Here is a 23,267-nt window from a genome sequence, read left to right as displayed (position 1 = left end):
GTGTCGCAGGCGAGGAGGGCGGCCGCGCCGTCGGCGGAACCGCCCGCCATACCGCCGGCGACGGGGATGTCCTTGGCGATGTGCAGGTGGACCGCGGGCTCGATCCCGTGCCGGGCGGCGAGGAGTTCGGCGGCGCGGGCGGCGAGGTTGGTGCGGTCCAGCGGCACCTGGTCGGCGCCGGGGCCGGTGCAGGTGACCGCCAGCGTCCCGGCCGGGGTGGCGGTGACCTCGTCGTACAGGCCGACGGCGAGGAAGACGTTGGCGAGGTCGTGGTAGCCGTCGGGGCGGGCGCCACCGACGCCGAGCTGGACGTTGACCTTGGCCGGGACGCGTACCGTCACGCCCGCGCCCGTCGCCGTGCCGTCGCCCGTGCCGGCCGTGGTCTGTGCGCTCACTGCTTCGCCTCCGCGATCCGTGCGAACTCCTCCACCGTCAGGGCCTCGCCGCGCGCCTGGGGCGAGATCCCCGCCTTCACCAGCGCCTCCTCGGCCGCCGCCGGGGAACCGGCCCAGCCCGCGAGCGCGGCGCGCAGCGTCTTGCGCCGCTGCGCGAAGGCCGCGTCCACGACGGCGAAGACCTCGTCCTTGCTCGCGCTGGTCGCGAGCGGTTCGGCGCGGCGCACCAGGGAGACGAGGCCGGAGTCCACGTTGGGCGCGGGCCAGAAGACGTTCCGGCCGATGGCCCCTGCGCGCTTGACCTCGGCGTACCAGTTGGCCTTCACCGAGGGCACGCCGTACACCTTGTTGCCGGGCGCGGCGGCGAGCCGGTCCGCGACCTCGGCCTGCACCATCACCAGGGTGCGCTCGATGCTCGGGAAGCGGTCGAGCATGTGCAGCAGCACCGGGACGGCGACGTTGTACGGCAGGTTCGCGACGAGGGCGGTGGGCGGCGGCCCGGGCAGTTCCTGGACGTGCATCGCGTCGGAGTGCACGAGCGCGAAGCGGTCGGCCCGCCCGGGCAGCCGCGCGGCCACGGTCGCGGGGAGCGCGGCGGCGAGCACGTCGTCGATCTCGACGGCGACGACCCGGTCCGCGGCCTCCAGCAGCGCCAGGGTCAGCGAACCGAGCCCGGGGCCCACCTCGACGACCGTGTCGGAGGGCTCGACCCCGGCGGTGCGCACGATGCGGCGGACCGTGTTGGCGTCGATGACGAAGTTCTGACCTCGCTGCTTGGTGGGACGTACGCCCAGCGCGGCGGCCAGTTCGCGGATGTCGGCGGGGCCGAGCAGGGCGTCGGGATCAGTGGTGCTCACCGATACAGCCTACGGCCGTGGCGTGTGCGCGTACGCGCACGGGGCGGGGCCGGGGCCCGCGCCGACGGGGGGCGGCCCGCGGCCCGGGGCGGGCTCGCCCCCCGGGTCGGGCGCGGGGGCGGGGTGCGCCCGGGACTCGGGTACTCCCGCCCCGGCCCGGGGGCGGTTCCGGCCGGGGCAAGTCCCGGCCGGGTCGGGCGCGGGGGAGGCGAGGTCCGGGGTGGCGCGGGGGGTCAGTCCGCGCCCGCCTGGGCGCGCAGGCGGCGGAGCAGGCTCTCGACGGCGGTGCCGTCCGGGGCGTCCAGGGGCGGCAGGGCCAGCGGGCGGGCGCGGTGGATCTCGATCGCGTCGCCGTCGGCGAGGGCGGCGCCTGGGGAGGGGGCGACGGTGTCGTGGGAGGCGACGGTCACGGCCTCCTCCGCGAGGAGTTCGGCGACGTCGTCCGCGAAGGTGCGGACCGTGCGGGAGTCCCCGTCCACGGAGATCCGGACCGCCTTGTCATCGGCGACGAACGCGGTGGTGCCGCCCGCGAGCACAGCGACGACGAGGGCCCGCGAGACGAGCCGCCCGAGCCCGTCCGGCCCCTCGGGCCCGCCGCGCCGCCGCCGTCCGCCTCCGGTCGCGGGCGCCCGGCCCGCGCGGTGCCCGGCAACCCGGCCGCTCGCGGGCGACCCGGACGGATGGCCGGCCCCCTGGGCCGGGGCGGGCCTTCGGCCACCCGGGTCGGTTGGCGCGCCGACACCCCGGGCCGAGGACGGCCCGGGCTCCGGTCCGGACGGTAGCCGTCCGGGCCCCGCGACCAGGGCAGGCCCGGAGGAGTGGGCCGTCGCACCGACCGGGGTCGGTACGCGTCGGGGTTCCGGTCCGGCCCAAGGCGCCGCTGCGCGCCCGGGCACCGCGGCCGGTGCAGGCCCGGCATGACGGGGGCCGACAGGTGCGAAGGCACCCGGGGCGGTTGGCGCGCCGGCCCGGGCCGCGCGGCGCCCGGTTCCGGCGGCCGGGGTCGGGGCCGGCCCGGCCGAAGGCGGGCCGGGGACCCGGGCGGCAGGCGCCCCCACCCCCGCCCCGCTCACGTCGAGGTACGGCATCGTCGGCGCGTACGCGGTCGCGAGGCGCGTGTCCACCAGCGTCGGGGCCGGGGGCGGGACCGGGCCCGGGGGCGCGGGCCGCCGGGCGGGCCCCGGCACCCGGACCGCCACCGTCGGCTGCGCCGCCCGGTGGCGCCCCTGCGCGTCGCCCACTCCGCCCACGTTGCCCACGCCGTTCCGTCAGCCGGCTGATCCGGTCGCCCCGTTGGGCCCGGACAGTAGTCGACGGCCGGTCACTCTCCAAAGCGGCACGGACACGCACGGTTGCGAGGCGCGCCCCGCGCGCCCCCAACCCCGCCCCCGGGTCAGTAGTCGAACGCGCGCGCCGTGTTGGCCGCCACCGCCGCCGCGAGGGTGTCCTCGTCGAGGCCCTTGACCTCGGCCATGGCCCGCAGGGTGACGGGGATCAGATAGGGCGCGTTGGGCCGCCCCCGGTACGGCGCGGGCGTGAGGAACGGCGCGTCCGTCTCGACGAGGACGAGTTCCGCGGGCGCGACCGCGAGCGCGTCCCGCAGCGGCCGGGCGTTCTTGAAGGTCACGTTCCCCGCGAAGGACATGAAATAGCCCGCGGCCGCACAGATCTCGGCCATCTCCGCGTCGCCGGAATAGCAGTGGAAGACGGTGCGTTCCGGCGCACCTTCCTCCGCGAGAATGCGCAGCACATCCGCGTGCGCCTCCCGATCATGAATGACGAGCGCTTTTCCCCGGCGCTTGGCGATCTCGACATGCGCACGGAAGGAGCGTTCCTGGGCGGCGATTCCCTCCGGCCCGGTGCGGAAGAAGTCGAGCCCGGTCTCGCCCACGGCCTTCACCTCGTCGAGCGCGGCGAGCCGGTCGATCTCGGTGAGCGCGTCGTCCAGCGCCGCGTCCCCGCCCGCCTCGCGCGCCCCCTGCCGCGACCACCCTCCCCCAGGCCCAGGGGCCTGGGTGGTGCCCCCATGGTCGCCGAGGACGATCCGGGGCGCCTCGTTCGGGTGCAGCGCGACGGCCGCGTGCACCTGCCGGTGCGCGGCGGCCGTCTCGGCGGCCCAGCGGGAGCCCTTGAGGTCGCAGCCCACCTGGACGACGGTGGTGACACCGACGGCGGCGGCGCGGGCGAGCGCCTCCTCGACGGTGCCGTCCTGCATGTCCAGGTGGGTGTGGGAATCGGCGACCTCCACCCCGAGGGGCTCGGGCAGCGGAGGGGGTGCGGACTTCGAGCTCATGGGCGCGATCCTACGAGGCGCGCCGGACGCGCCGCTCACGCGCCCCGCACACCCCGCACGCCCCGAGCGCGCGGGTCACCTGCGGTGCTGGAAGGGGTGCAGGAGGTCGGAGAGGTGCCGCTGCCGGGGCGCCCCGGCAGTCGTATCACCCGACGACGCGTCGCCGCCCCCGGTCTCCTCGCCGCCCTGCCCGCTCTCCGCGCCCTGCGTGCCCTGCCCGCTCTCCGCGCCCTGCGCGCCCCGTGCGGTGCCCTGCCCGCCCTGCGCGTTCTGCGCCATGAGCGCCATCACGGACGAGACCCGGCCCGCCCGCATGATCCGCACGACGTGCCCGCCGCAGTTGAGGCAGGTGGGGCTGGACAAGGGGGACGGCACGCGCTGCCCGTCGGCCTTGTAGACGACGAACGCCTGCCCCCTGCCGTCGACATGGTGCTCGATCTCGTAGGACTGCTCCCAGCCGTGCCCGCAGCGCATGCAGGCGAACGAATACGCCTCGTGCACCACAGCGGTTCCGGTGGTGCCGGTGGTCTCGCTCATGCCAGCTCCTCTCCACTGTGTCCAGTGGACGCCTTTTCCGGCGGGAGCGCATCGGCGCCTGTCGATTAATGGTGCGGACTTGGGAATTTCCATGCACGAAAGGGCCAGGGCGCGGTCTGCGCTTTGCCTTTCACCATAGTCCTTTACGTCCCTTGCCGACTCAAGGGGCCTTTCGATCCGCGTTCTTTGCCGCCACGACGGCATCGAACACCTCGCGCTTGGGCAGGCCCGCCTCGGCGGCCACCGCCGCGATCGCCTCCTTGCGCCGCTCCCCCGCCTCCTCGCGCACCCGCACCCTGCGCACCAGTTCCCCGGCGTCCACCTCGCCGGGCGCCGGCTCGGGGGCGCCCTCCACGACGACGGTGATCTCGCCGCGCACGCCCTCGGCGGCCCAGGCGGCCAGTTCGCCGAGGCCGCCGCGCCGGACCTCCTCGTAGGTCTTGGTCAGCTCGCGGCAGACGGCGGCGCGCCGGTCCGCGCCGAAGACCTCGGCCATCGCGGCGAGGGTGTCGTCGAGGCGGTGCGGGGCCTCGAAGTAGACGAGGGTGCGGCGCTCGGAGGCGACCTCGCGCAGCCGGCCGAGGCGTTCGCCCGCCTTGCGGGGCAGGAAGCCCTCGAAGCAGAAGCGGTCCACGGGCAGCCCGGAGAGCGCGAGGGCGGTCAGCACGGCGGACGGCCCGGGGACGGCGGTGATCGGGACGTCCCGCTCCACGGCGGCGGCGACCAGCCGGTAGCCGGGGTCCGAGACGGACGGCATACCCGCGTCCGTCACCAGGAGCACCCGCGCGCCGCCGACCAGCGCGTCGACCAGTTCGGGGGTGCGGGCGGACTCGTTGCCCTCGAAGTAGGAGACGACCCGGCCGGTGGTCTGCACCCCGAGGGCCTGGGTGAGGCGGCGCAGGCGCCGGGTGTCCTCGGCGGCGACGACGTCCGCGCCCGCGAGTTCGGCGGCGAGCCGGGGCGGGGCGTCGGCGACGTCGCCGATGGGGGTGCCTGCGAGGACGAGGGTGCCGGGCTTGGAAGTCACCCGGCCATCCTCCCAGGCCCGTCCCGCGACGAGGCCACGTGCCCGTCCCGCCGCCGGGGCCCGCGCCCGCGTGCCCGAAGCGCCCGCCCGCCCCCGGAGCGACGCCCGCACCACCCCGCCCATCACCCGCCCACGCGTCCGTGCCCCGCCACGCGCCCCGCCCGCAGCCGCGTTCCCTACGATGGCGCGGTGACCAGTACCGCGCCACAGACCATCGAGGGCAGGGACGCCGGGCAGCCGCCGCCCGACCGGCTGCGCAGGCTGCGCCGCTTCGGCTACGCGGCGCCGCCCGTGACCGGCCTGCGCGACCGCCTCGTCCCGCCCTACACGCGCCCCACCCCCGCCTTCTGGCAGGTGTTCGGCGTCCGGCGCGGCGACGGGGACGTGCTGGCCGCGATCGCCGCGTGGGCGGGTCCGCTGCTGGTGGCGCTGGTCGCGGGTGTGCTGCGGTTCTGGAACCTGGGCAAGCCGCACGCGGTGATATTCGATGAGACGTACTACGCCAAGGACGCCTGGGCGCTGATCAACCAGGGGTACGAGGGGAGCTGGCCCAAGGACGTCGACAAGACGATTCTGCGGGACGGCTCGGCGGTGATGCCGCCCGTCGACCCCGGGTACGTGGTGCATCCGCCGGTCGGCAAGTGGGTCATCGGCATCGGTGAGAAGCTCTTCGACTTCACACCGTTCGGCTGGCGCTTCATGGTCGCGGTGCTCGGCACGCTCTCGGTGCTGATGCTCTGCCGGATCGGCCGCCGGCTGTTCCGCTCCACCTTCCTCGGCTGCCTCGCGGGGCTGCTCCTCGCCGTGGACGGTCTGCACTTCGTGATGAGCCGCACCGCGCTGCTCGACCTGGTGCTGATGTTCTTCGTGCTGGCCGCGTTCGGCGCGCTGCTGCTGGACCGGGACCGGACCCGGAAGCGGATGGCGGACGCGCTGCCGGTGGACGACGAGGGGGTGCTTCGCCCGGACGCGCGGATCGCGGAGTCCCTGCGGATGGGCTGGCGGCCCTGGCGGCTGGCGGCCGGCGTGCTGCTGGGCCTGGCGGCCGGCACCAAGTGGAACGGCCTGTTCGTCATGGCCGCGTTCTGTGTGATGAGCGTGCTGTGGGACGTCGGCATGCGCCGCACGGCGGGCGCGGTCCGCCCGTACGCGGCGGTGCTGCGCCGCGACCTCGTCCCGGCGTTCGTCTCGACGGTCCCGGTCGCGCTGGTCACGTACCTGGTGACGTGGACGGGGTGGATCGTCACCGACAAGGGCTACCACCGGCAGTGGGCGAGCACCGGCCCCGGCCGGGACAGCGCCTGGGGCTGGCTGTTCCCGGACTGGCTGCGCAGCCTGTGGCACTACGAGGCGCAGGTGCTGGACTTCCACGTCGGCCTGACGGACGGGCACACCTACGAGTCCAACCCGTGGAGCTGGCTGGTGATGGGCCGGCCCGTCTCGTACTACTACGAGGACGTGCAGCCCGGAAAGGGCGGCTGCCCGGCGGGCACGGTCGACAAGTGCGCGAGCGAGGTCCTGGCGCTGGGGACGCCGCTGCTGTGGTGGGCGGGGTGCTTCGCCCTCGCGTACGTCGCCTGGCGCTGGCTCTTCCGCCGCGACTGGCGCGCGGGCGCGATCCTGTGCGCGTTCCTGGCGGGCTGGGCGCCGTGGCTGCACTACCAGGAGCGCACGATCTTCGTGTTCTACGCGGTGGTGTTCGTGCCGTTCCTCTGCCTCGCGGTCGCCATGATGATCGGCGCGATCCTGGGCCCACCCGGCTCGGACGAACGCCGCCGGGCGGTGGGCGCGATCGGGGCGGGCGTGCTGGTGCTGCTGATCGTCTGGAACTTCATCTACTTCCACCCGATCTACACGGGCGCGCCGATCCCGCTGGACGACTGGCGCAACCGGATGTGGCTGGACACCTGGGTGTAGCGGGGGCGGCCCGACGAACCGGGGCGGCCCGGGGCTCACCGGGAGCACTTCACTTGTTGCGACAGTTTCGTTTATTGCGAATAATGAGTGGATGGCTGTCACCGTCGTACAGCAACGCCGACCGGGGAGCGCCTGATGACGAGAACCGACATCCGCCAGGAACAGCTACCGCCCGAGAGGACCCACGAGGCCAACCTGGCGTTGGAGCAGGTCCGCGGATATCTCGCACGCCACCGGGAAGCGACACGAATCCAGGTGACGGTCCAGGACGGCGGGGGCGAAGCGCTGGCCCTCCCCCGGGAAGCGGTCGAACTGCTCGCCACCGTGCTCGCCCACATGGCCGCAGGCCGCAGCGTGTCCGTGGTACCCCACAACGCCGAACTGACCACGCAGCAGGCGGCCGACCTGCTCAACGTCTCCCGGCCGTTCCTGATCGGGCTGCTGGAAGCGGGCGAGATCGAATTCCGCACCGTGGGCAAGCACCGGCGCGTCCTGGCGTCGTCCCTGCTCGCCTACAAACGTGATGACGACAGGAAGCGCCGGGAGGCCGCCGACGAGCTGACACAACTGGGCCAGCAGACGGGACTGATCTGACCCGTGGCATTCGTCGTCGTCTACGACGCCAATGTGCTCTACCCGAGCACCCTGCGCGACCTCCTCATCCGGATCGCCGCGGCAGGGCTGGTCCAGGCCAAGTGGACCGAGGCCATCCTGGACGAGACCTTCCGCAGCCTGGCCGCCAACCGCCCCGACATCGACCGGGCGGCGCTCGACCGCACCAGGCACCTCATGAAGAGGGCCGTGCGGGACTGCATGGTCAAGGGGTACGAGCCCCTCGTCGGAGCCCTCGACCTCCCCGACCCGGACGACCGGCACGTCCTCGCGGCAGCGGTACGTGCCCGGGCGCAGATGATCGTGACGTTCAACGTCAAGGACTTCCCTCAGGACAGGCTTGCCCCGTGGGATGTCGAGGCCGTTCATCCCGACGCCTTCATCGAGGCCCAGATCGGTCTCGACCCCGAACGGGTCTACGCGGCGGTCCATCAGATAGCCGACAGCTGGCGGAATCCCGCCGGCACGGTCGAGGACGTGCTCGACCACCTCGAACGGCAGGGGATGGTCGCCTCGGTCGCCGCGCTGCGTGCCCTCTGAGGCCGCGCCCCTCACCGGGACGCGTCCTCAAGGAGCTACCCGCTCAGACCTTGCCGCCGCAGATCACGTCGTACGGGCGCCCGATGGCCATCATCAGCTCCATGGGCTGGGTGGTCCCGGACGGGCAGTTCTCCTTGCCCTTGACCAGGTCCAGCACCTTGTACGCGTCCGCACCGGCGGAGGCGCAGGCGATCTCCTTCGCCGTGGCCGTCACGCAGTCGCCCTTGACGAGCTGCCCGCCGCCGGCGCCCGCGTCGCCGGGGTGGTCACCGGAGAGGTTCCGCCCGCAGACGGTGTTGGTGGGGATACCGCCGCCCTTGGAACTGCCGCCGTACGACACGGACACCTTGATGATCAGATCGGTCCCGGGCGGGCACTGCACGGAGTTGTCCAGGAACGCGCCGTCCTGGATCTCCAGCGCCTTGAACGTCGCCCCGGAGTCGTCGCAGTCGAACGCCTTGTACCCGTCGGGCGCGTTGTCGGGGTCGGGCCCACCGCAGTCCCCGACCTTCCACGGCCCGTCCTTGCCGCCGTCGCCCTTGTCCGCGGCGGGGGACGCGGAGGCCCCCGGCGGCGTGGACGAGGAGTCCTCCCCGAACAGCTTCGACGCCCCGTACCCGAGCCCGATGACCACCAACAGCACGACGACCGCCTGCAGACACCCCCCACGTCTCCTCGGCTGCGACGGAGGCGGCGGCGGGGGCGCGGCGGCGTGCGGGTTGCTCATGGGACGTCTCTCCTCGGCTGGGCCATGGGGTCGGCGGTGCGCGGTGCGCGGTGCGCGACACCGGGGACGCGCCATGGACACCTCATGGTTCCGCCGAGAGCCGACAGAACGCGGGGCCGTTCCTGTGACAGGGTGACCACCGTCCGTCCACCCACCTGGGGAAGCGAGGTGCGCCATGCGCGACGACTCCACCGGGCCCGACGCCGGCCCTCCGCCCGTGAAGGGTGCGCTGCGCCCGATCCGGCGGCTCGCCAACCGGCGCCTCTCCGCGGCGAACCGGTCGGCGGGCCGCTCGATGTGGACCGCGGACCTGGGCGACCGTCCGCTGACCGTCGCCGATCTCGACGTGCACGAAGCCCCCGCGTCCGCACCCGTGGCGCAGGCCCTCGGTCTCGCCGTGGGGGAACCGGTCGTCGTCCGCGACCGCCTCTACGTCGTCGAGGGCGAGCCGGTCCAGCTCGCGACCTCCTACCTCCCCGCCGCCCTCGTCCGGGACTCGGCCATCGCCCGCCCCGACACGGGCCCCGGTGGCGTCTGCGCCCGCCTGGCCGAACTGGGCCTGAGACCAGTCCGGTTCACGGAGGAACTGCGCGTCCGCCCGCCGAGCCGGACCGAGGCCACGCGTCTGCGACCGGGCCCGTCCGCTCCCGTACTGGAGATCTGCCGTACCGCGTTCACGGACGAGGGCCGCGCGGTGGAGTGGACGCGGATGGTGCTGGACCCCGCCGTGTTCGTCCTGGAGTACCAGCTCACCGACGCGTAGATGCCAGGGATTCAGTCGAGACCGTGGACCAGCCGGCCCGAACTCCGCGTCCCGGAGCCGGACTCCGAGGGCGGGCGGGGTCTGCAGCTCGTCGCCGCGCTCGCGCAGCGCTGGGCGGTCGGCGAGCGGTGCGGGCCGGGGAAGGCCGTACGGGCGGAAGTGCATGTACGCGAACCGGACAGCCGTGGCCGGAACGACGTCGGCCGCGTCCCGGTCGGATAACGGGGGCCCCGGGCGTCACGGGTGTCCCGTAGGGTGCGGCCGTACGCGCTTTCTTGAACGTGTTCACAGGGGAAACGGTCACGGCGGCGCGGCGCACGCACTCCGGGGAGGGGGCTGCACAGTCATGCGCAGTGGAGCGAAGGTCGCCGTCGTGGGCGGTGTGTTCGCCGTGGTGGCGACGGGTGTCGGGTACGCGGGGTGGAACCTCTACGAGGGGATGACCGGCGGCGGGGACGGGCAGGCGTCCACGCGGTCCGCCCCCGCGCCGAAGAAGACCGGGCCGCCGGACGCCGGGGAGGTCGAGGCGACCGCCAAGGACTTCCTCGCCGCGTGGGCCGCCGGGGACGGGCCGAAGGCCGCGCAGCTCACCAACAACGCCGTCGCCGCCGAGCCGCTGCTCACCGGGTACGCGGCGGAGGCCCACATCACCGAGGCGGTGATCACGCCCGGGCAGGCGACCGGCGCGGAGGTGCCGTTCACGGTGAAGGCGACCGTCGCCTACGAGGGCGTGCGCAAGCCCCTCACGTACTCCTCCTCGCTGACCGTCGTCCGCGGGCTCACCACCGGCCGGGCGCTGGTGGACTGGAAGCCGTCCGTGGTGCACCCGGAGCTCAGCGAGGGAACGTCACTGCGGACCTCCGAGTCGGCCGCGCCGCCGATCAAGGCCGTCGACCAGGACGGCGTCGAGCTGACGAAGGAGAAGTTCCCCTCCCTCGGCGGGGTCCTGGACGAGCTGCGGGAGAAGTACGGTGCCCAGGCCGGCGGCACCGCCGGCGTCGAGCTGGTGGTCACCGCCGCCGACGGCAGCCGGCCGGACGAGCCCCTGCTCACGCTCACCAAGGGCAAACCGGGCCGGCTCCAGACCTACCTGGACGCCGGGGTGCAGGCCGCCGCCGAGCAGGCGGTGAAGCGGTACGCCAGGGCGTCCGTCGTCGCCGTGGAGCCCAGCACCGGACGCATCCGGGCCGTCGCCAACAACCCGGCCGGCGGCTTCAACACCGCGCTCCAGGGCGGCCAGGCGCCCGGCTCCACGATGAAGATCGTGACGGCGGCGATGATGCTGGACCGGGGGCTGGTCAAGGGCGCGGACTCGCCCGTCGACTGCCCGCCGACCGTCACCTGGGAGCGCGAGTTCCAGAACCTCGACAAGTTCGAGGTCCCGAACGCGACGCTGCGCACCGCCTTCGCGCGCTCCTGCAACACCACCTTCATCAAGCCGGTGAAGCCGCTCGATGCGGCCTCCGGCACCGCGCTGGGCGAGACGGCGCGGAAGTACTTCGGCATCGGGCTGGAGTGGCGCTCCGGCGTGGTGACGCGGGACGGCTCCGTACCGGCCTCCACCGGCTCCGAGACCGCCGCGTCCTACATCGGCCAGGGCCGCATCCAGATGAACGCGCTCAACATGGCGTCCATCGCGGCCACCGTGAAGAACGGCGGCTTCCGCCAGCCGGTGATCGTGCCGCAGTCCCTCGACGACCGCGAACTGGCCACGGCGCAGCCGCTGCCGGCCGGGACGGCGGGCACCCTGCGGCAGCTGATGCAGGCGTCCGCGACCGGCAACGGGACGGGCGCCCGGGCGATGGCCTCCGTCGGCGGGGTGAAGGGCGCGAAGACCGGCTCGGCGGAGGTGGACGGCCAGGGCGACTCCAACGCCTGGTTCACCGGGTACGCGGGCGACCTCGCGGCGGCGGCCGTGGTGACCGCGGGCGGACGCGGCGGCGACGCGGCGGGCGACGCGGTGGCGACGGTCCTCCGGGCGCGGTGAGCCCGGCCGGGGCCCCGGCCCGTCCCGGCCCGGGCCCGGGGCCCCGCTCGTCCCGGCCCGCGAAACGGGTTCGCGTGGCCCGTACACCTACCACTAGCGTGCAGCCCATGACCACCCCCGACTCCCCCGCCGCCACCGCCGACGCCCACCCGCGCTTCGCCGCGGCCCTGCGCGAGCTGGGTCTCGACGTGGCCGTGCGGCGCTTTCCGGACGCGACCCGGACCGCGCGGCAGGCCGCCGACGCCATCGGCTGCGAGGTCGCCGAGATCGTGAAGTCCCTGGTCTTCGCGGCGGACGGCGAACCGGTCCTGGTCCTGGTGGACGGCGCGTCCCGGGTCGACGTGGAGCGGGTGCGCGCGGAGCTGGGCGCCGGGGAGGTCCGCCGGGCCGACGCGGACCTGGTGCGGGAGACGACCGGGTACGCGATCGGCGGCGTCCCGCCCTTCGGCCACCGCGTCCGCACCCGGGTGCTCGCCGACCGGGGGCTGCTGGAGCACCCCGTGGTGTGGGCGGCGGCCGGGACCCCGCACACCGTGTTCCCTCTCGACCCGGCGTCCCTGATCGCCCACGCGGGCGGGACGGTGGTGGACGTCCGCGAGCCCACCGCGTGACCCCGCTGGTCGCCGCCGCCGTCCTGGCCGCCGCGGTCACGCACGCCGGGTGGAACGCGCTCGCGCACCGCATCCGGGACCAGCTCGTCGCGTTCACCCTGATCGCGGGCGGGGCGGGGGCGCGTCGGGCCCGGGGCCGGGGCGGGCGGCCTCGCGGGTACGGGCCCGCCGTGCTGCGCCGGCACCCGCACCGGGCACCGGGGGACCCGGCCCGCCCCGGCGACGGCGTCCGGTTCGGCCCGGCGCCGGCGCCCCGTGAACCGGTCCGGCGCGCACGGCGTCCCTCCCCGCATGGGCAGCACGCAGAAGACCGACGGCACGGACGCCACCACGCCCGGGGAGCGGGAGGCGGCGGCCCCCGGCACCGCCCCGCGCGCCGCCGCCGGGGCGGAACGCACCCCCACGCCCGGACGCACCCCCGGCACGCGGCGCACCCCCAACGCCCCCGGCGCGAAGCGCACGCGCGCCCGCGCCGCCCTCGCGCGCTGGACCGGGCAGTTGCTCCGCTTCACGGTGCTGGAGGCCCGCTGCTGCGCCTTCGCCGTCGCGCTCGTCGGCGGTATCGCGGTGTCGGGGATGCTCCCCGCGCTGCCCGTCCCCCGCTACGACCTGCTCCTCCTCTACGGCATCGGCCTGACCGTCCTCGCCTGGCGCCTGGGCTGGGACAGCACCCGGGACATCGCCGTGATCGCCGCCTGCCACGCCATCGGGCTGCTCTTCGAGCTGGTCAAGGTGCGGATGGGCTCCTGGAGCTACCCCGAGGAGGCATGGACCAAGGTCGGCGGGGTCCCGCTCTACGGCGGCTTCCTCTACGCGGCCGTGGGCAGTTACGTCTGCCGTGCCTGGCGGCTCTTCGACCTGCGGCTGACCGGCTACCGCCCGCGCCTGATGGCGGTCCTCGCGGCGGCGGTCTACGTCAACTTCTTCAGCCACCACTGGCTGCCCGACGCCCGCTGGGTGCTCGCCGCCCTGCTGCTGGCGGCGACCGCGGGCACCTGGGTGCGGTTCCGGGTCGGCGGGGAGGACCACCGGATGCCGCTGGCGCTCTCCTTCGTGCTGATCGGTTTCTTCCTCTGGGTCGCCGAGAACGCGGCGACCTGGGCGGGCGCCTGGAGCTACCCGCACCAACTGGACGGCTGGGAGCCGGTGTCGGTGGCCAAGTTCGGCGCGTGGGCGCTGCTGATCTCGGTCACCTTCGTGCTGGTGGCACGGGGGCCGGGCCGGGCGCCCGGCCCGGTCACGGCAGGTCCCGGTCCCGGTCCGGGGCGGACGCTCGCTCCGCCGCCCGGTGGAAGCCCGTGTTGACCGCCAGCAGCCCGCCGTCGACCCGCAGGGTGGTGCCGGTGATCCAGGCCGCGTCCCGGGAGGCGAGGAAGGCGACGGCCGCCGCGATGTCCTCGGGCTCCCCGACCCGGCCCAGCGGGTAGACCTCGGCCAGCGCGTCGAGGACGTCCGCCCGCCCCTCCCAGGCGCGGGTGCGCACGGTCCCGGGGTTGACCTGGTTGACGCGCACCCCGCGCGGGGCCGCCTCGCCCGCCAGCGTCCGGGTCAGTGAGGCGAGCCCGGCCTTGGCGGCGCTGTAGGCGTGGCCGCCGAAGGACTGCTCGGCGTTGACGGACCCGATGTTCACGATCGCGCCCCGCCCGGCCGCGCCCCGCCCCGACGAACCCGGCCCACCGGACGCGCCCCGCCCCGGCGCACCCCGCCCCGACGTGCCCCGCTCCGGCGAGCCGCCCCCGGCCAGGTACGGCAGGGCGGCCCGCGCGCAGCGCATCGCGCCGCTGAGGCAGATGTCGATGTCCCGGGCCCAGCCCTCGTCGGGCAGGTCCTCGAACGGGCCCTGGTGGTCCAGCGCGGAGAGCGCGTTGTTGACGAGGACGTCCAGCGAGCCGAAGGTCCCGGCCGCGTACGCGACGGCCGCCTCGACCGAGGCCCGGTCCGCCACGTCCACGCGGTACGCCTCGGCGCCGTCGACCGCCTCGGCCGTCTCCTTCGCCGCGTCCGCGTCGATGTCGGCGACCAGCACCCGCGCGCCCTCCGCCGCGAGCCGTCGGACGGTGGCCGCGCCGATGCCGCGAGCCCCGCCCGTGACGATCGCCCCGTACCCCTCGAAACGCCTCACGCCCGCACCCCTGTCCTCGTGCCGTCGCCCGCCGCGCGCCCCGCGCGCCCCTCCCACCGGCCGGCCGGCGACCCGGGGTCACAGCGTGGAACGTACCGCGCGGATCAGCGCCTGCGCACGGGGGTCGGCGGTGACTCCCTTGCGCATCCCGTTGGTGACATAGCCGAGCGCGATGCCCGACTCCGGGTCGGCGAAGCCGAGGGAGCCGCCGCGGCCCGGGTGCCCGAAGGAGCCGGGGCCGAGCAGCGGGGCGGCGGGCCCGTGCAGCATGAAGCCCAGGCCGAAGCGGGTGGCGACGACGAGGACCCGGTCCGGCCCCGCGGACTCCTCGGTGCGGGCCAGGGTCAGCGTGGCGGGCGCGAAGAGCCGCGCGCCGCCGTCGACCTCGCCGATCGTGGCCGCGTAGAAGCGGGCCAGGGCGCGGGCGGTGGAGACCCCGCCGGAGGCGGGCAGGCCCGCGGCCCGGTACGCGGGGTCGTTCTCGTCCGGCAGCGGCTGGATCGCGGAGAAGGCCCGCCGGGTGAGCGAGTCCGCGTCCTCGTAGGCCGCCGCGACCGAGCGCTTGGGGCGCAGCCGCAGTCCGCCCCCGGCGGCGGGCGCGGGCTCGGCGACGGGGCCGATCCGGCCGACGCGGTGGGCCTCCTCGGCGGGCAGGCCCATCCAGAAGTCGAGCCCCAGCGGCCGGGCTATCTCCTCGGCGACCCAGCGGCCGATGGTCCGCCCGGTGACCCGGCGGACCAGTTCGCCCAGCAGCCAGCCGTAGGTGTGCGCGTGGTAGCCGTGCTCGGCGCCGGGCTCCCAGACCGGCGCCTGCGCGGCGAGGGCCGCCGGCCCGGAGACCCCGTCCAGGGCCTCGGCCGGGGTGAGCGGCCGGTCCAGGACGGGCAGCCCGGCCCGGTGCGAGAGGAGGTGGCGGACGAGGAGGCGTTCCTTCCCGGCCGCCTTGAACTCGGGCCAGTAGGTGCCGACGGGCGCGTCCAGGTCGATCTGGCCGCGCTGGTGGAGCAGGAGGACGACGGCGGCGGCGACGCCCTTGGTGGCGGAGCGGACGATCTGCGCGGTGTCCACGGCCCAGGGCTCGGCGCCGTCCACGTCCCGGGTGCCGGCCCACAGGTCGACGACCTTGCGGCCGTGCCGGTAGACGGCGACGGCCGCGCCGCGTTCGCCGCGCTGCTCGAAGTTGCGCACAAAGGCGTCGGCGACCGCCCCGTATCCTCCGGCCGCCGTACCCCGGACGTCCACCACGTCTGCTCCTTCGCTGCCGTCGCTCTCCCCCATGGTGCAACGCCCCCGGGGAACCTCCGCTTCCGGGGCGGGCGCACCCGGGCCCCCGCCCCCGGACGTCAGCTCAGCACGATGGAGACGTCGATGTTGTCCCGGACCGCGTTGGAGTACGGGCAGACCTGGTGAGCCGCCGAGACCAGGCGGGTGGCGAGGTCCTGGTCGACGAGCGGCAGGGAGACGCTGAGCGCGACGGCCAGCCCGTAGCCGCGCGCGTCGTTGGGGCCGATGCCGACCTTGGCGGCGACGGTGGACCCACTGAGGTCGAGTCCGGCGCGGCGGCCCACGAGGACCAGGGCGTTGTGGAAGCAGGCGCTGTACCCGGCGGCGAAGAGCTGCTCGGGGTTGGTGCCGTCGCCGTCCCCGCCGAGGGCGACCGGCATCGCGACCCGCAGGTCGATCTGCCCGTCGTGGCTGGTGACATACCCCTCCCGCCCGCCGTGCGCGGTCGCCTCCGCCACATAGACGATGGTGGTGGGCCGGGTGCCGAGGATGTCCGGGTCGGTGTCGATCTGCTCGCTGTCGGTCCGCTCGCTCACGCGCCTCCCTCCGCCGTCGCGGCCTCCGCCAGCCGCCGAAGTTCGGTGCGCAGCCGGGCGATCTCCTCGCCCCCGAGCCCGGTGCTGCGCATCAGCCCGGCCGGGACGCACTCCGCCCGCCCGCGCAGCGCCGCGCCCTCCTCGGTGAGGACCAGCCGCACCGAGCGCTCGTCGGCCACCGAGCGTTCCCGCCGCACCAGCCCGGCCGACTCCAGCCGCTTGAGCAGCGGCGAGACCGTCCCGTAGTCCAGGCGGAGCGCGGCGGTGAGTTCCTTGACGGGCACCTCGCCGCGTTCCCAGAGGACGAGCATCGCCAGGTACTGGGGGTAGGTGAGGCCCAGTTCGGCGAGGAGCGGCCGGTAGGCGGCGGTCACCGCGCGCTGGGCCGCGTACAGGGCGAAGCAGAGCTGGTCGTCGAGGAGCAGGGAGACAGGCTCCCCCGCCGTCGTCCGGTCGTCAGTCACCCGCCCATTCTCACGGACCGGCCGACCGCCCGTTCTCGGGGCCGACCGACCGCCCGTGCTCAGGGACCGGTCGCCGGGGTCGGCACGGACCGGGGGTCGAAGCCGAACGGCAGCTCCAGCCGGTGCGCCCGCATCAGCTCGGCGTCGCAGAGGAGTTCACCGGTCGGGCCGTCCGCCGCGATCACGCCCTCGCTGAGGACGACCGCGCGGGGGCACAGCTCCAGGGCGTACGGGAGGTCGTGGGTGACCATCAGCACGGTGACGTCCAAGGCCCGCAGGATGTCGGCCAGTTCGCGCCGGGAGGCCGGGTCCAGGTTGGACGAGGGCTCGTCCAGGACCAGGATCTCCGGTTCCATCACCAGCACCGTCGCCACCGCCACCCGGCGGCGCTGCCCGAAGGAGAGGTGGTGCGGGGGCCGGTCGGCGAACTCCGCCATGCCGACCCGGTCCAGCGCGGACATGACCCGCTTCTCCAGCTCCGCCCCGCGCAGCCCGCCCGCCGCCGGCCCGAAGGCGACGTCCTCGCGGACGGTGGGCATGAAGAGCTGGTCGTCCGGGTCCTGGAAGACGATGCCGACCCGGCGGCGGATCTCGGCGAGGTGGCGGCGCTCGACGGGCAGCCCGGCGACGGCGACCGTGCCGACCCCGCCGCTCAGGATGCCGTTGAGGTGGAGGACGAGGGTGGTCTTGCCCGCGCCGTTCGGGCCGAGGAGGGCGACCCGCTCGCCCCGCGCCACGGTGAGGTCGACCCCGAACAGGGCCTGGTGCCCGTCGGGATAGGCGTAGGCGAGGCCCCGCACCTCCAGCGAGGGCGGGGCGGCGGGGTCCCGGGGCGGCGGCGCGGGCTCATGCGTCGGTTCGTGGGTCACAGGGTCCATCCCAGCAGACAGACCACCAGGGCGAGGGCGGGCAGCACGGCCGCGTGCGTCCACTGGGCCCGGCTCGCCCCCGCCTCGTCGAGCAGTGGCATCGCGCCGGTGTAGCCGCGGCTGACCATCGCGAGGTGCACCCGCTCACCGCGCTCGTAGCTGCGGATGAACAGCGCCCCGGCCGACTTGGCGAGCACGCCCCAGTGCCGGACGCCCCGCGCCTCGAAGCCGCGCGAGCGGCGGGCGACGGACATCCGGCGCAGCTCGCCGGCGATCACGTCCCCGTAGCGAATCATGAACGAGACGATCTGGACCAGCAGGGACGGCAGCCGCAGCCGCTGGAGGCCGGCGACCACGGAACGCAGTTCGGTGGTGGAGGCCAGCAGCACGGAGGCGGCGACGCCGAGGGTGCCCTTGGCCAGGATGTTCCACGCGCCCCACAGCCCGGGCACACTCAGCGCCACGCCCAGCACCTCGGTCCGCTCCCCGGGCACCACGAACGGCATCAGCAGGGCGAAGGCGACGAAGGGCACCTCCACCAGCATCCGCTTCAGCAGATGGCCGGGCGGGACGCGGGCGAGCACGGCCACCCCCGCGAGCAGCGCCGCGTACAGGCCGAAGGCCCAGACCGCCTCGCGCGGGGTGGAGACGACGATCAGCACGAAGCACAGGACGGCGACGAGCTTGCAGTGCGCGGGGAGCCGGTGCACGGGCGAGTCCCGTGGCACATGGAGGGCGTGCGCGTGCCCGGCTCCCATGGTCAGGCGGAGCTTCCGGCGGTGTCCCGGTCGCCGCCGCCCGTGCTTCCGGCGCCGTCCCCGGAGCCGGTCCGGCGGCGGCGCACCGCATAGAAGACGCCGGTGCCGACGACGACGGTCGCGCCGACGCCGATCACCCCGGCGAGGCCGCCGGAGAGGCGCGCGTTGGTGATGTCCGCGACCCCGTAGTCGGCGAGGGGCGAGTCGGCGGTGTGGTGCTCCTCGACGGACTTGTCGAAGCCCTTGTCGGAGGCGACCCGCTCCAGGCCGTCCGGGTTGGCGGAGGCGTAGAAGGAGACGAAGCCGGCCAGGACCAGGGAGGCGACGAGGCCGCCGATCCAGACCCTGCGGGGCGAGCGGGCGGGCGCCGGGGCGGGCTCGGCGGCCGGGGCGTCGACCAGTTCCCCGCCGACGCGCAGCTTCAGCGGGGCGGCCAGTCCTCGGGCGCCGTAGACCAGGTCGGGCCGGACGGCGAGGACGGCGCTCACGGTCAGCGCGGTGATCAGCGCCTCCCCGATCCCGATGAGGACGTGCACCCCGACCATGGCGGCGAGCACCGAGCCGAGCGGGACCTCGGTGACCCCGCCGAGCGCGTAGAGCAGCACGAAGGCCGCCGCCGAGGCGGGCACGGAGAGCAGGGCCGCGACGAAGGAGGCGACGACCACGGAGCGCCGGGTGCGCGGCAGCAGGGCGGTCAGGCCGCGGAAGACGCCCCAGGCGACGAGCACGGTGACGATGCCCATGAGCACGATGTTCACGCCGAGGGCGGTGAGCCCGCCGTCGGCGAAGAGGACGCCCTGCATCAGCAGCACGACGGAGACGCAGAGGACCCCGGTGTACGGGCCGACCAGGATCGCCGCGAGGGCACCGCCGAGGAGGTGTCCGCTGGTGCCGGCGGCGACCGGGAAGTTGAGCATCTGCACCGCGAAGACGAAGGCGGCGACCAGGCCGGCGAGGGGTGCGGTGCGTTCGCCGCCGATCGGCCCGGCCCGCTCCCCGCCCAGCTCGCGGCGGGCGCCGCGGAGGCTCACGGCGACGGCGCCGGCGGCGACCACGCCGGCCGCCACCGAGACCGGTGCGTCGATGAATCCGTCGGGGACATGCATGTGCGCCTCCGCTCCGGACAGAAGTACAACCGTCCAATGATAGAGACCTGTTGCGAAGGACTCGCAAGAGCGCAGAGGTCACAAATGAACATGCCCCTCAGCAGAGGGTCGAGCACTCCGCACAAAATATGGGACATTAGAGGACAAAGCAGACGAGTGTGAGGAGCCGGTCGATGTCCCCCGCCGTCACAGAGCACGCCCGAGGTCGGATCGTCACCGACGCTCCCCAGCACCGCGCCGTCCGGGTCTCCCTCCGCTACGACCCGGTCGCGGACCCGCAGTCCGTCTGCTTCGCGTTCCCGAGCGGCCGGGAGTGGACCTTCCCCCGCGAGCTGCTGGAGACCGGGCTGAAGGCCCCGGTCCGGCGCGGGGAGGTGGAGGTCTGGCCGTGCGGCCGGGTGCAGACGGTCGTCGAGTTCCACACGAGCGACGGCGTCGCCGTGGTCCAGTTCGACGCGAAGACCCTGAAGCGCTTCCTCCGCCACACCTACGCGGTGACGGCCACCGCCCCCTCGCGCTGAGCGCCCCGCCCGCGCCGCGCACCACCCCCTCGCGCTGAGCGCCCCCGGGGCCCGGTCGAGGCCCCCGAACACGACGGCGGCCGTTTCCGCACGGACCTCACGGTCTGCACGGAAACGGCCTTCTCCGTACGCGGCGGCCCCCGTCCCCACGGTGCCGCCGCGTCGCCCGGGAGCTCGCTCCTCCGGCCCGGGACGGACCGCGTGGTCCGCCCGGAGCCGGCCCCCCACGGCCTGCCGGTCCGCCGGGGACTCCCGGAGTCCAGGGGTGCGGGCCGGACGGACCGGCCCGTACCCGGGTGGGGTCAGACGCGGACCAGTTCCCGGTCCTCGTCGGGCTCGTCGGAGCCGGCGTCGCCGGGCTCCGCCTTGTGGAGCTTGTCGCCCTCCACGTCCAGGTCCGGCAGGACCCGGTCCAGCCAGCGCGGCAGCCACCACGCCTTGCGGCCGAGCAGCGCCAGCACCGCCGGCACGATCGCCATCCGGACCACGAAGGCGTCGAAGACCACCGCGATCGCGAGACCGAAGCCGATCATCTTGATCATCTGCTCGCTGGAGCCGATGAAGCCCGCGAACACCGCGATCATGATGACCGCCGCGGCCGCGACCACCCGGGCCCCGTGGCGGAAGCCGGTGACGATCGCCTCGCCGGGCCGCTGGCCGTGGACGTACGCCTCGCGCATCCGCGTCACCAGGAAGACCTCGTAGTCCATGGCGAGACCGAAGACCACACCGATCATGAAGATCGGCATCATCGACATGATCGGACCGGTCTGCTCGACGCCGAACACCGAGCCGAGCCAGCCCCACTGGAAGACCGCCACGACCGCGCCGAGCGCGGCGACCACCGAGAGCAGGAAGCCGAGGGCGGCCTTCAGCGGCACCAGCACCGAGCGGAACACGACCATCAGCAGCAGGAACGCCAGGCCCACCACGAGCGCCAGGTAGGGCAGCAGGGCGTCGTTCATCTTCTGCGAGAAGTCGGTGTTCATCGCGGTCGCGCCGGTGACGTAGACGTTGTCGCCGCTCTTGTCCCGGATCTCGTGGACCAGGTCCTCGGTCTCCACCGAGGACGGGCGGTCCTTCGGGACCACGGTGATCATCGAGGTGTCGCCGGCCTTGTTCGGGGTCGGCGGGGTGACCGCGGCGACACCCTCCATGTCCTTGACGGTCTCCACCGTGCGGTCGGCCTCGGCCTTGTCGCCGTCGACGACGACCAACAGCGGGCCGTTGAAGCCGGGGCCGAAGCCGTCGGACAGCAGGTCGTACGCCTTGCGCTGGGTGGTGCTGACCGGCTGGGAGCCGTCGTCGGGCAGGCCGACCTCCAGCGAGGCGGCCGGCACCGCGATCGCGCCGAGGCCGACCACGCCGACGAGCAGCACGGCGACCGGGCGGCGGAGCACGAACCGGGCCCAGCGGGTACCGGCGTTGGGCTTGTCGGAGACCTGCTTGCCCTTGCGGACCTTGCGGCCGACGACCTTGTCCCCGGCGAAGCCGAGCAGCGCCGGGATCAGGCTGAGGGCGATCAGGACGGCGATGACCACGGTGCCGGCGGCGGCGAAGCCCATCTTGGTGAGCATCGGGATGTTGACCACCGCGAGGCCCACCAGGGCGATGACCACGGTCAGACCGGCGAAGACCACGGCCGATCCGGCGGTGCCGACGGCCCGCCCGGCTGCCTCCTCCTTCTCCCGGCCCTCGGCCAGTTCGGCGCGGTAGCGGGAGACGATGAACAGCGCGTAGTCGATGCCGACCGCGAGGCCGATCATCATCGCGAGGGTCGAGGTGGTGGTGCCGAGGTCCAGCACGTTCGCCAGCGCGGTGATCGTGGAGATGCCTATGCCGACGCCGATGATGGCGGTCAGCAGCGGCAGCCCGGCGGCGACCAGCGAGCCGAAGGTGATCACCAGGACGATCCCGGCGACGATGACGCCGATGATCTCGCCCGCGCCGGTGTGGGGCATGGCCTGGAGCGCGTCGCCGCCGATCTCGACCGTCAGCCCGTCCGCCCGGGCCCCCTCACCGGTCTTCGTCAGCGCGTCACGGGTCTTGTCGGTCAGCTCCATGGAGTTGACCTTGTAGGTGACGGAGACGTACGCGGTCGAGCCGTCCTGCGAGACGGCCTTGACCGCGTAGGGGTCGGTGACCTGGGCGATCTGGTCGGAGCCGGACTTCAGCGCGGCGACCGCGTCGGTGACCTCGGCCTTCGGGCCGGCGTCGGTCATCTTCTGCCCCTCGGGGGCCTTGAAGACGACCCGGGCGGTGGCTCCGTCGGCGCTGCCGCCGGGGAACCGTTCCTCCAGCAGGTCGAAGGCGCGCTGCGCCTCGGTGCCGGGGATCGAGAAGGACGAGGAGGTGGCGGCGGGCGCCATGGCCGCGCCGGTGCCGGCGATCGCCAGCAGGGCCACCCACAGCAGGGCGACGAGTCGGCGGCGCCGGAACGCCAGCCGGCCGAGTTTGTAGAGGAACGAGGCCACGAGGGCTACTCCCGTGTGTGAGGTGAACAGGGCAGGGGGAGCCGGCCCGACGACGAGAGCGGCGCGTCAGGTGCTGCGGGTGCGTGGTGCCTGGTGCTTCGGGGAAGCGGACTTGCGGGATCCGGGGACGGTGCGGAGACGGGGAGCTCCGCGGCACCGGAGGCGGGGACGGGCACTCCGGGTGCTGTCCGGAGCGGGGTGCTCCGGGGCCGGAGCGGGGAGACTCCGGAGGTTCGGTGGATCAGGGGTGGATCAGGTGTGCAGGACGGGCAGGACGACGGCGTCCAGGTACTCGCTCAGGAAGGCGCGGTCGGGGATCCGGTCCTCGATGAGTTCGCGGGTGACGAACGCGCCGATGAGCATATGGACGACATAGGGCAGAGCCGGGTGGTCCGGGCGGACCTCGCCCCGCTCGACCGCTCTGCGCAGCACCGCTTCCAGCCCGGTCATCTCGGGCTCGACCAGCAGCTCGCGCAGCGCCTGGTGGAGGTCGGGTGACGTGTGGACGGCCTGGAAGAGGCCCCGCATCAGGGCGGAGTCCTTCTCCATCTGGCAGTCGTCCGTGCGCTCGATCATCGCCTCGAAGTCCCCGCGCAGGGACCCGGTGTCGATGTCGGCCGCATGGACGGGCTTGCTGTGCCGCATGGCCTTGACGACCAGTTCGGCCTTGCTCCCCCACTGGCGGTAGAGGGTGGCCTTGCTGGCCCGCGTCCGGGCGGCGACGGCGTCCATGGTGAGGGCGTCGTAGCCGACCTCGCGCAGCAGGTCGAGCACGGCGTCGTACAGCTCCGCCTCGCGTTCGGGGGTGAGCCGGCTGCGTGGTGTCGTCATGCCGCCTCCTCACGTCCCGGGCGCGGACGCCAACTG

General features: G+C 74.4%; 24 protein-coding genes and 1 pseudogene. 9 read left to right on the top strand and 16 right to left on the bottom strand.

Annotated elements, in window-relative coordinates:
* From ABZ457_RS03675 to rsmI, 6 genes and pseudogenes are all read right to left on the bottom strand, one after another.
* A pseudogene (locus ABZ457_RS03675) lies at positions 1-395 on the bottom strand (4-(cytidine 5'-diphospho)-2-C-methyl-D-erythritol kinase); the annotation flags it as partial.
* The gene (gene rsmA / locus ABZ457_RS03670; RefSeq protein WP_359153448.1) at positions 392-1,252 is read right to left on the bottom strand and encodes a 16S rRNA (adenine(1518)-N(6)/adenine(1519)-N(6))-dimethyltransferase RsmA; all 861 of its coding nucleotides are present in this window, start codon (positions 1,250-1,252) and stop codon (positions 392-394) included. The pseudogene ABZ457_RS03675 and the gene rsmA, both read right to left, overlap by 4 nt.
* 233 nt (positions 1,253-1,485) lie before the next feature.
* Positions 1,486-1,788, bottom strand: coding sequence for a ubiquitin-like domain-containing protein (locus ABZ457_RS03665; protein WP_359153446.1), 303 nt, complete (start codon positions 1,786-1,788; stop codon positions 1,486-1,488).
* Positions 1,789-2,645: 857 nt separating this feature from the next.
* Positions 2,646-3,545, bottom strand: coding sequence for a TatD family hydrolase (locus tag ABZ457_RS03660; protein WP_359153443.1), 900 nt, complete (start codon positions 3,543-3,545; stop codon positions 2,646-2,648).
* A 75-nt stretch (positions 3,546-3,620) separates the two neighbouring features.
* Positions 3,621-4,082: a hypothetical protein gene (locus ABZ457_RS03655; protein WP_359153441.1), complete on the bottom strand. Its 462-nt coding sequence runs from the start codon at positions 4,080-4,082 to the stop codon at positions 3,621-3,623.
* Between the two features lie 160 nt (positions 4,083-4,242).
* Complete coding sequence (rsmI, locus tag ABZ457_RS03650) at positions 4,243-5,109, bottom strand: 16S rRNA (cytidine(1402)-2'-O)-methyltransferase (RefSeq protein ID WP_359153439.1); 867 nt, start codon at positions 5,107-5,109, stop codon at positions 4,243-4,245.
* Between the two features lie 189 nt (positions 5,110-5,298).
* On the opposite strand from rsmI, the gene ABZ457_RS03645 reads away from it, so the two are divergent.
* The 3 genes from ABZ457_RS03645 (at position 5,299) to ABZ457_RS03635 (ending at position 8,178) form a co-directional block, all read left to right on the top strand.
* Positions 5,299-7,026 (top strand): phospholipid carrier-dependent glycosyltransferase, encoded by a 1,728-nt coding sequence (locus ABZ457_RS03645; protein WP_359153437.1) that lies wholly within the window; start codon positions 5,299-5,301, stop codon positions 7,024-7,026.
* Between the two features lie 135 nt (positions 7,027-7,161).
* Positions 7,162-7,620 (top strand): helix-turn-helix domain-containing protein, encoded by a 459-nt coding sequence (locus ABZ457_RS03640; RefSeq protein ID WP_359153435.1) that lies wholly within the window; start codon positions 7,162-7,164, stop codon positions 7,618-7,620.
* Between the two features lie 3 nt (positions 7,621-7,623).
* The gene (locus ABZ457_RS03635; RefSeq protein ID WP_359153433.1) at positions 7,624-8,178 is read left to right on the top strand and encodes a PIN domain-containing protein; all 555 of its coding nucleotides are present in this window, start codon (positions 7,624-7,626) and stop codon (positions 8,176-8,178) included.
* 43 nt (positions 8,179-8,221) lie between these two features.
* Here ABZ457_RS03635 and ABZ457_RS03630 read toward each other — a convergent pair whose 3' ends face one another.
* Positions 8,222-8,905 (bottom strand): hypothetical protein, encoded by a 684-nt coding sequence (locus tag ABZ457_RS03630; protein WP_359153431.1) that lies wholly within the window; start codon positions 8,903-8,905, stop codon positions 8,222-8,224.
* Positions 8,906-9,080: 175 nt separating this feature from the next.
* On the opposite strand from ABZ457_RS03630, the gene ABZ457_RS03625 reads away from it, so the two are divergent.
* The 5 genes from ABZ457_RS03625 (at position 9,081) to ABZ457_RS03605 (ending at position 13,571) form a co-directional block, all read left to right on the top strand.
* Complete coding sequence (locus tag ABZ457_RS03625; protein WP_359153429.1) at positions 9,081-9,668, top strand: UTRA domain-containing protein; 588 nt, start codon at positions 9,081-9,083, stop codon at positions 9,666-9,668.
* Positions 9,669-9,890, top strand: coding sequence for a hypothetical protein (locus ABZ457_RS03620; RefSeq protein ID WP_359153427.1), 222 nt, complete (start codon positions 9,669-9,671; stop codon positions 9,888-9,890).
* Between the two features lie 124 nt (positions 9,891-10,014).
* Positions 10,015-11,655, top strand: a complete 1,641-nt coding sequence (locus ABZ457_RS03615) for a penicillin-binding transpeptidase domain-containing protein (RefSeq protein WP_359153425.1) — start codon at positions 10,015-10,017, stop codon at positions 11,653-11,655.
* Between the two features lie 107 nt (positions 11,656-11,762).
* Positions 11,763-12,266 carry a YbaK/EbsC family protein gene (locus tag ABZ457_RS03610; RefSeq protein ID WP_359153423.1) on the top strand — a complete coding sequence of 168 codons (504 nt, stop codon included), beginning with the start codon at positions 11,763-11,765 and terminating at the stop codon, positions 12,264-12,266.
* A gap of 291 nt (positions 12,267-12,557) precedes the next feature.
* Entirely contained in the window at positions 12,558-13,571 is a 1,014-nt protein-coding gene (locus ABZ457_RS03605; RefSeq protein ID WP_359153421.1) for a DUF817 domain-containing protein, read from the top strand.
* Here the strand turns inward: ABZ457_RS03605 and ABZ457_RS03600 are convergent.
* From ABZ457_RS03600 to ABZ457_RS03570, 7 genes are all read right to left on the bottom strand, one after another.
* Entirely contained in the window at positions 13,504-14,388 is an 885-nt protein-coding gene (locus ABZ457_RS03600) for an SDR family oxidoreductase (protein ID WP_359153419.1), read from the bottom strand. The genes ABZ457_RS03605 and ABZ457_RS03600 overlap by 68 nt on opposite strands.
* A 78-nt stretch (positions 14,389-14,466) precedes the next feature.
* Positions 14,467-15,630, bottom strand: a complete 1,164-nt coding sequence (locus ABZ457_RS03595) for a serine hydrolase domain-containing protein (RefSeq protein ID WP_359153484.1) — start codon at positions 15,628-15,630, stop codon at positions 14,467-14,469.
* Between the two features lie 101 nt (positions 15,631-15,731).
* Entirely contained in the window at positions 15,732-16,208 is a 477-nt protein-coding gene (locus ABZ457_RS03590; RefSeq protein WP_359153417.1) for an organic hydroperoxide resistance protein, read from the bottom strand.
* Positions 16,205-16,672, bottom strand: coding sequence for a MarR family transcriptional regulator (locus ABZ457_RS03585; RefSeq protein ID WP_359153415.1), 468 nt, complete (start codon positions 16,670-16,672; stop codon positions 16,205-16,207). The genes ABZ457_RS03590 and ABZ457_RS03585 overlap by 4 nt, the downstream gene beginning before the upstream one ends.
* Before the next feature lie 59 nt (positions 16,673-16,731).
* On the bottom strand, positions 16,732-17,550 hold the full coding sequence (locus ABZ457_RS03580) for an ABC transporter ATP-binding protein (RefSeq protein WP_359153413.1): 819 nt from the start codon (positions 17,548-17,550) through the stop codon (positions 16,732-16,734).
* On the bottom strand, positions 17,538-18,299 hold the full coding sequence (gene cbiQ, locus ABZ457_RS03575) for a cobalt ECF transporter T component CbiQ (RefSeq protein WP_359153411.1): 762 nt from the start codon (positions 18,297-18,299) through the stop codon (positions 17,538-17,540). The genes ABZ457_RS03580 and cbiQ overlap by 13 nt, the downstream gene beginning before the upstream one ends.
* Positions 18,300-18,301: 2 nt before the next feature.
* Complete coding sequence (locus ABZ457_RS03570) at positions 18,302-19,405, bottom strand: energy-coupling factor ABC transporter permease (protein ID WP_359153409.1); 1,104 nt, start codon at positions 19,403-19,405, stop codon at positions 18,302-18,304.
* Positions 19,406-19,578: 173 nt separating this feature from the next.
* On the opposite strand from ABZ457_RS03570, the gene ABZ457_RS03565 reads away from it, so the two are divergent.
* The gene (locus ABZ457_RS03565) at positions 19,579-19,926 is read left to right on the top strand and encodes an SsgA family sporulation/cell division regulator (RefSeq protein ID WP_359153407.1); all 348 of its coding nucleotides are present in this window, start codon (positions 19,579-19,581) and stop codon (positions 19,924-19,926) included.
* A gap of 302 nt (positions 19,927-20,228) precedes the next feature.
* Here ABZ457_RS03565 and ABZ457_RS03560 read toward each other — a convergent pair whose 3' ends face one another.
* Complete coding sequence (locus tag ABZ457_RS03560; protein WP_359153405.1) at positions 20,229-22,400, bottom strand: MMPL family transporter; 2,172 nt, start codon at positions 22,398-22,400, stop codon at positions 20,229-20,231.
* 252 nt (positions 22,401-22,652) lie between these two features.
* Entirely contained in the window at positions 22,653-23,231 is a 579-nt protein-coding gene (locus tag ABZ457_RS03555) for a TetR/AcrR family transcriptional regulator (protein ID WP_359153403.1), read from the bottom strand.
* Positions 23,232-23,267 lie beyond the last annotated feature (36 nt).

Origin of the sequence: Streptomyces sp. NPDC005805 (genome assembly GCF_040630445.1) — a bacterium.
In the GTDB taxonomy this organism is placed as follows: domain Bacteria; phylum Actinomycetota; class Actinomycetes; order Streptomycetales; family Streptomycetaceae; genus Streptomyces.
Note: the sequence above shows the minus strand (reverse complement) of the source record. Positions and strands in the feature narration are given on the sequence as shown.

Excerpts from the sequence above, each read along its gene's own strand:
- ABZ457_RS03580 (WP_359153413.1), bottom strand. The coding sequence starts at position 17,550 with ATGGACCCTGTGACCCACGAACCGACGCATGAGCCCGCGCCGCCGCCC.
- ABZ457_RS03630 (WP_359153431.1), bottom strand. The coding sequence starts at position 8,905 with ATGAGCAACCCGCACGCCGCCGCGCCCCCGCCGCCGCCTCCGTCGCAG.
- ABZ457_RS03615 (WP_359153425.1), top strand. The coding sequence starts at position 10,015 with ATGCGCAGTGGAGCGAAGGTCGCCGTCGTGGGCGGTGTGTTCGCCGTG.
- ABZ457_RS03640 (WP_359153435.1), top strand. The coding sequence starts at position 7,162 with ATGACGAGAACCGACATCCGCCAGGAACAGCTACCGCCCGAGAGGACC.
- ABZ457_RS03570 (WP_359153409.1), bottom strand. The coding sequence starts at position 19,405 with ATGCATGTCCCCGACGGATTCATCGACGCACCGGTCTCGGTGGCGGCC.
- ABZ457_RS03565 (WP_359153407.1), top strand. The coding sequence starts at position 19,579 with ATGTCCCCCGCCGTCACAGAGCACGCCCGAGGTCGGATCGTCACCGAC.
- ABZ457_RS03620 (WP_359153427.1), top strand. The coding sequence starts at position 9,669 with ATGCCAGGGATTCAGTCGAGACCGTGGACCAGCCGGCCCGAACTCCGC.
- ABZ457_RS03660 (WP_359153443.1), bottom strand. The coding sequence starts at position 3,545 with ATGAGCTCGAAGTCCGCACCCCCTCCGCTGCCCGAGCCCCTCGGGGTG.
- ABZ457_RS03655 (WP_359153441.1), bottom strand. The coding sequence starts at position 4,082 with ATGAGCGAGACCACCGGCACCACCGGAACCGCTGTGGTGCACGAGGCG.
- ABZ457_RS03625 (WP_359153429.1), top strand. The coding sequence starts at position 9,081 with ATGCGCGACGACTCCACCGGGCCCGACGCCGGCCCTCCGCCCGTGAAG.
- ABZ457_RS03610 (WP_359153423.1), top strand. The coding sequence starts at position 11,763 with ATGACCACCCCCGACTCCCCCGCCGCCACCGCCGACGCCCACCCGCGC.
- cbiQ (WP_359153411.1), bottom strand. The coding sequence starts at position 18,299 with ATGGGAGCCGGGCACGCGCACGCCCTCCATGTGCCACGGGACTCGCCC.
- ABZ457_RS03555 (WP_359153403.1), bottom strand. The coding sequence starts at position 23,231 with ATGACGACACCACGCAGCCGGCTCACCCCCGAACGCGAGGCGGAGCTG.
- ABZ457_RS03605 (WP_359153421.1), top strand. The coding sequence starts at position 12,558 with ATGGGCAGCACGCAGAAGACCGACGGCACGGACGCCACCACGCCCGGG.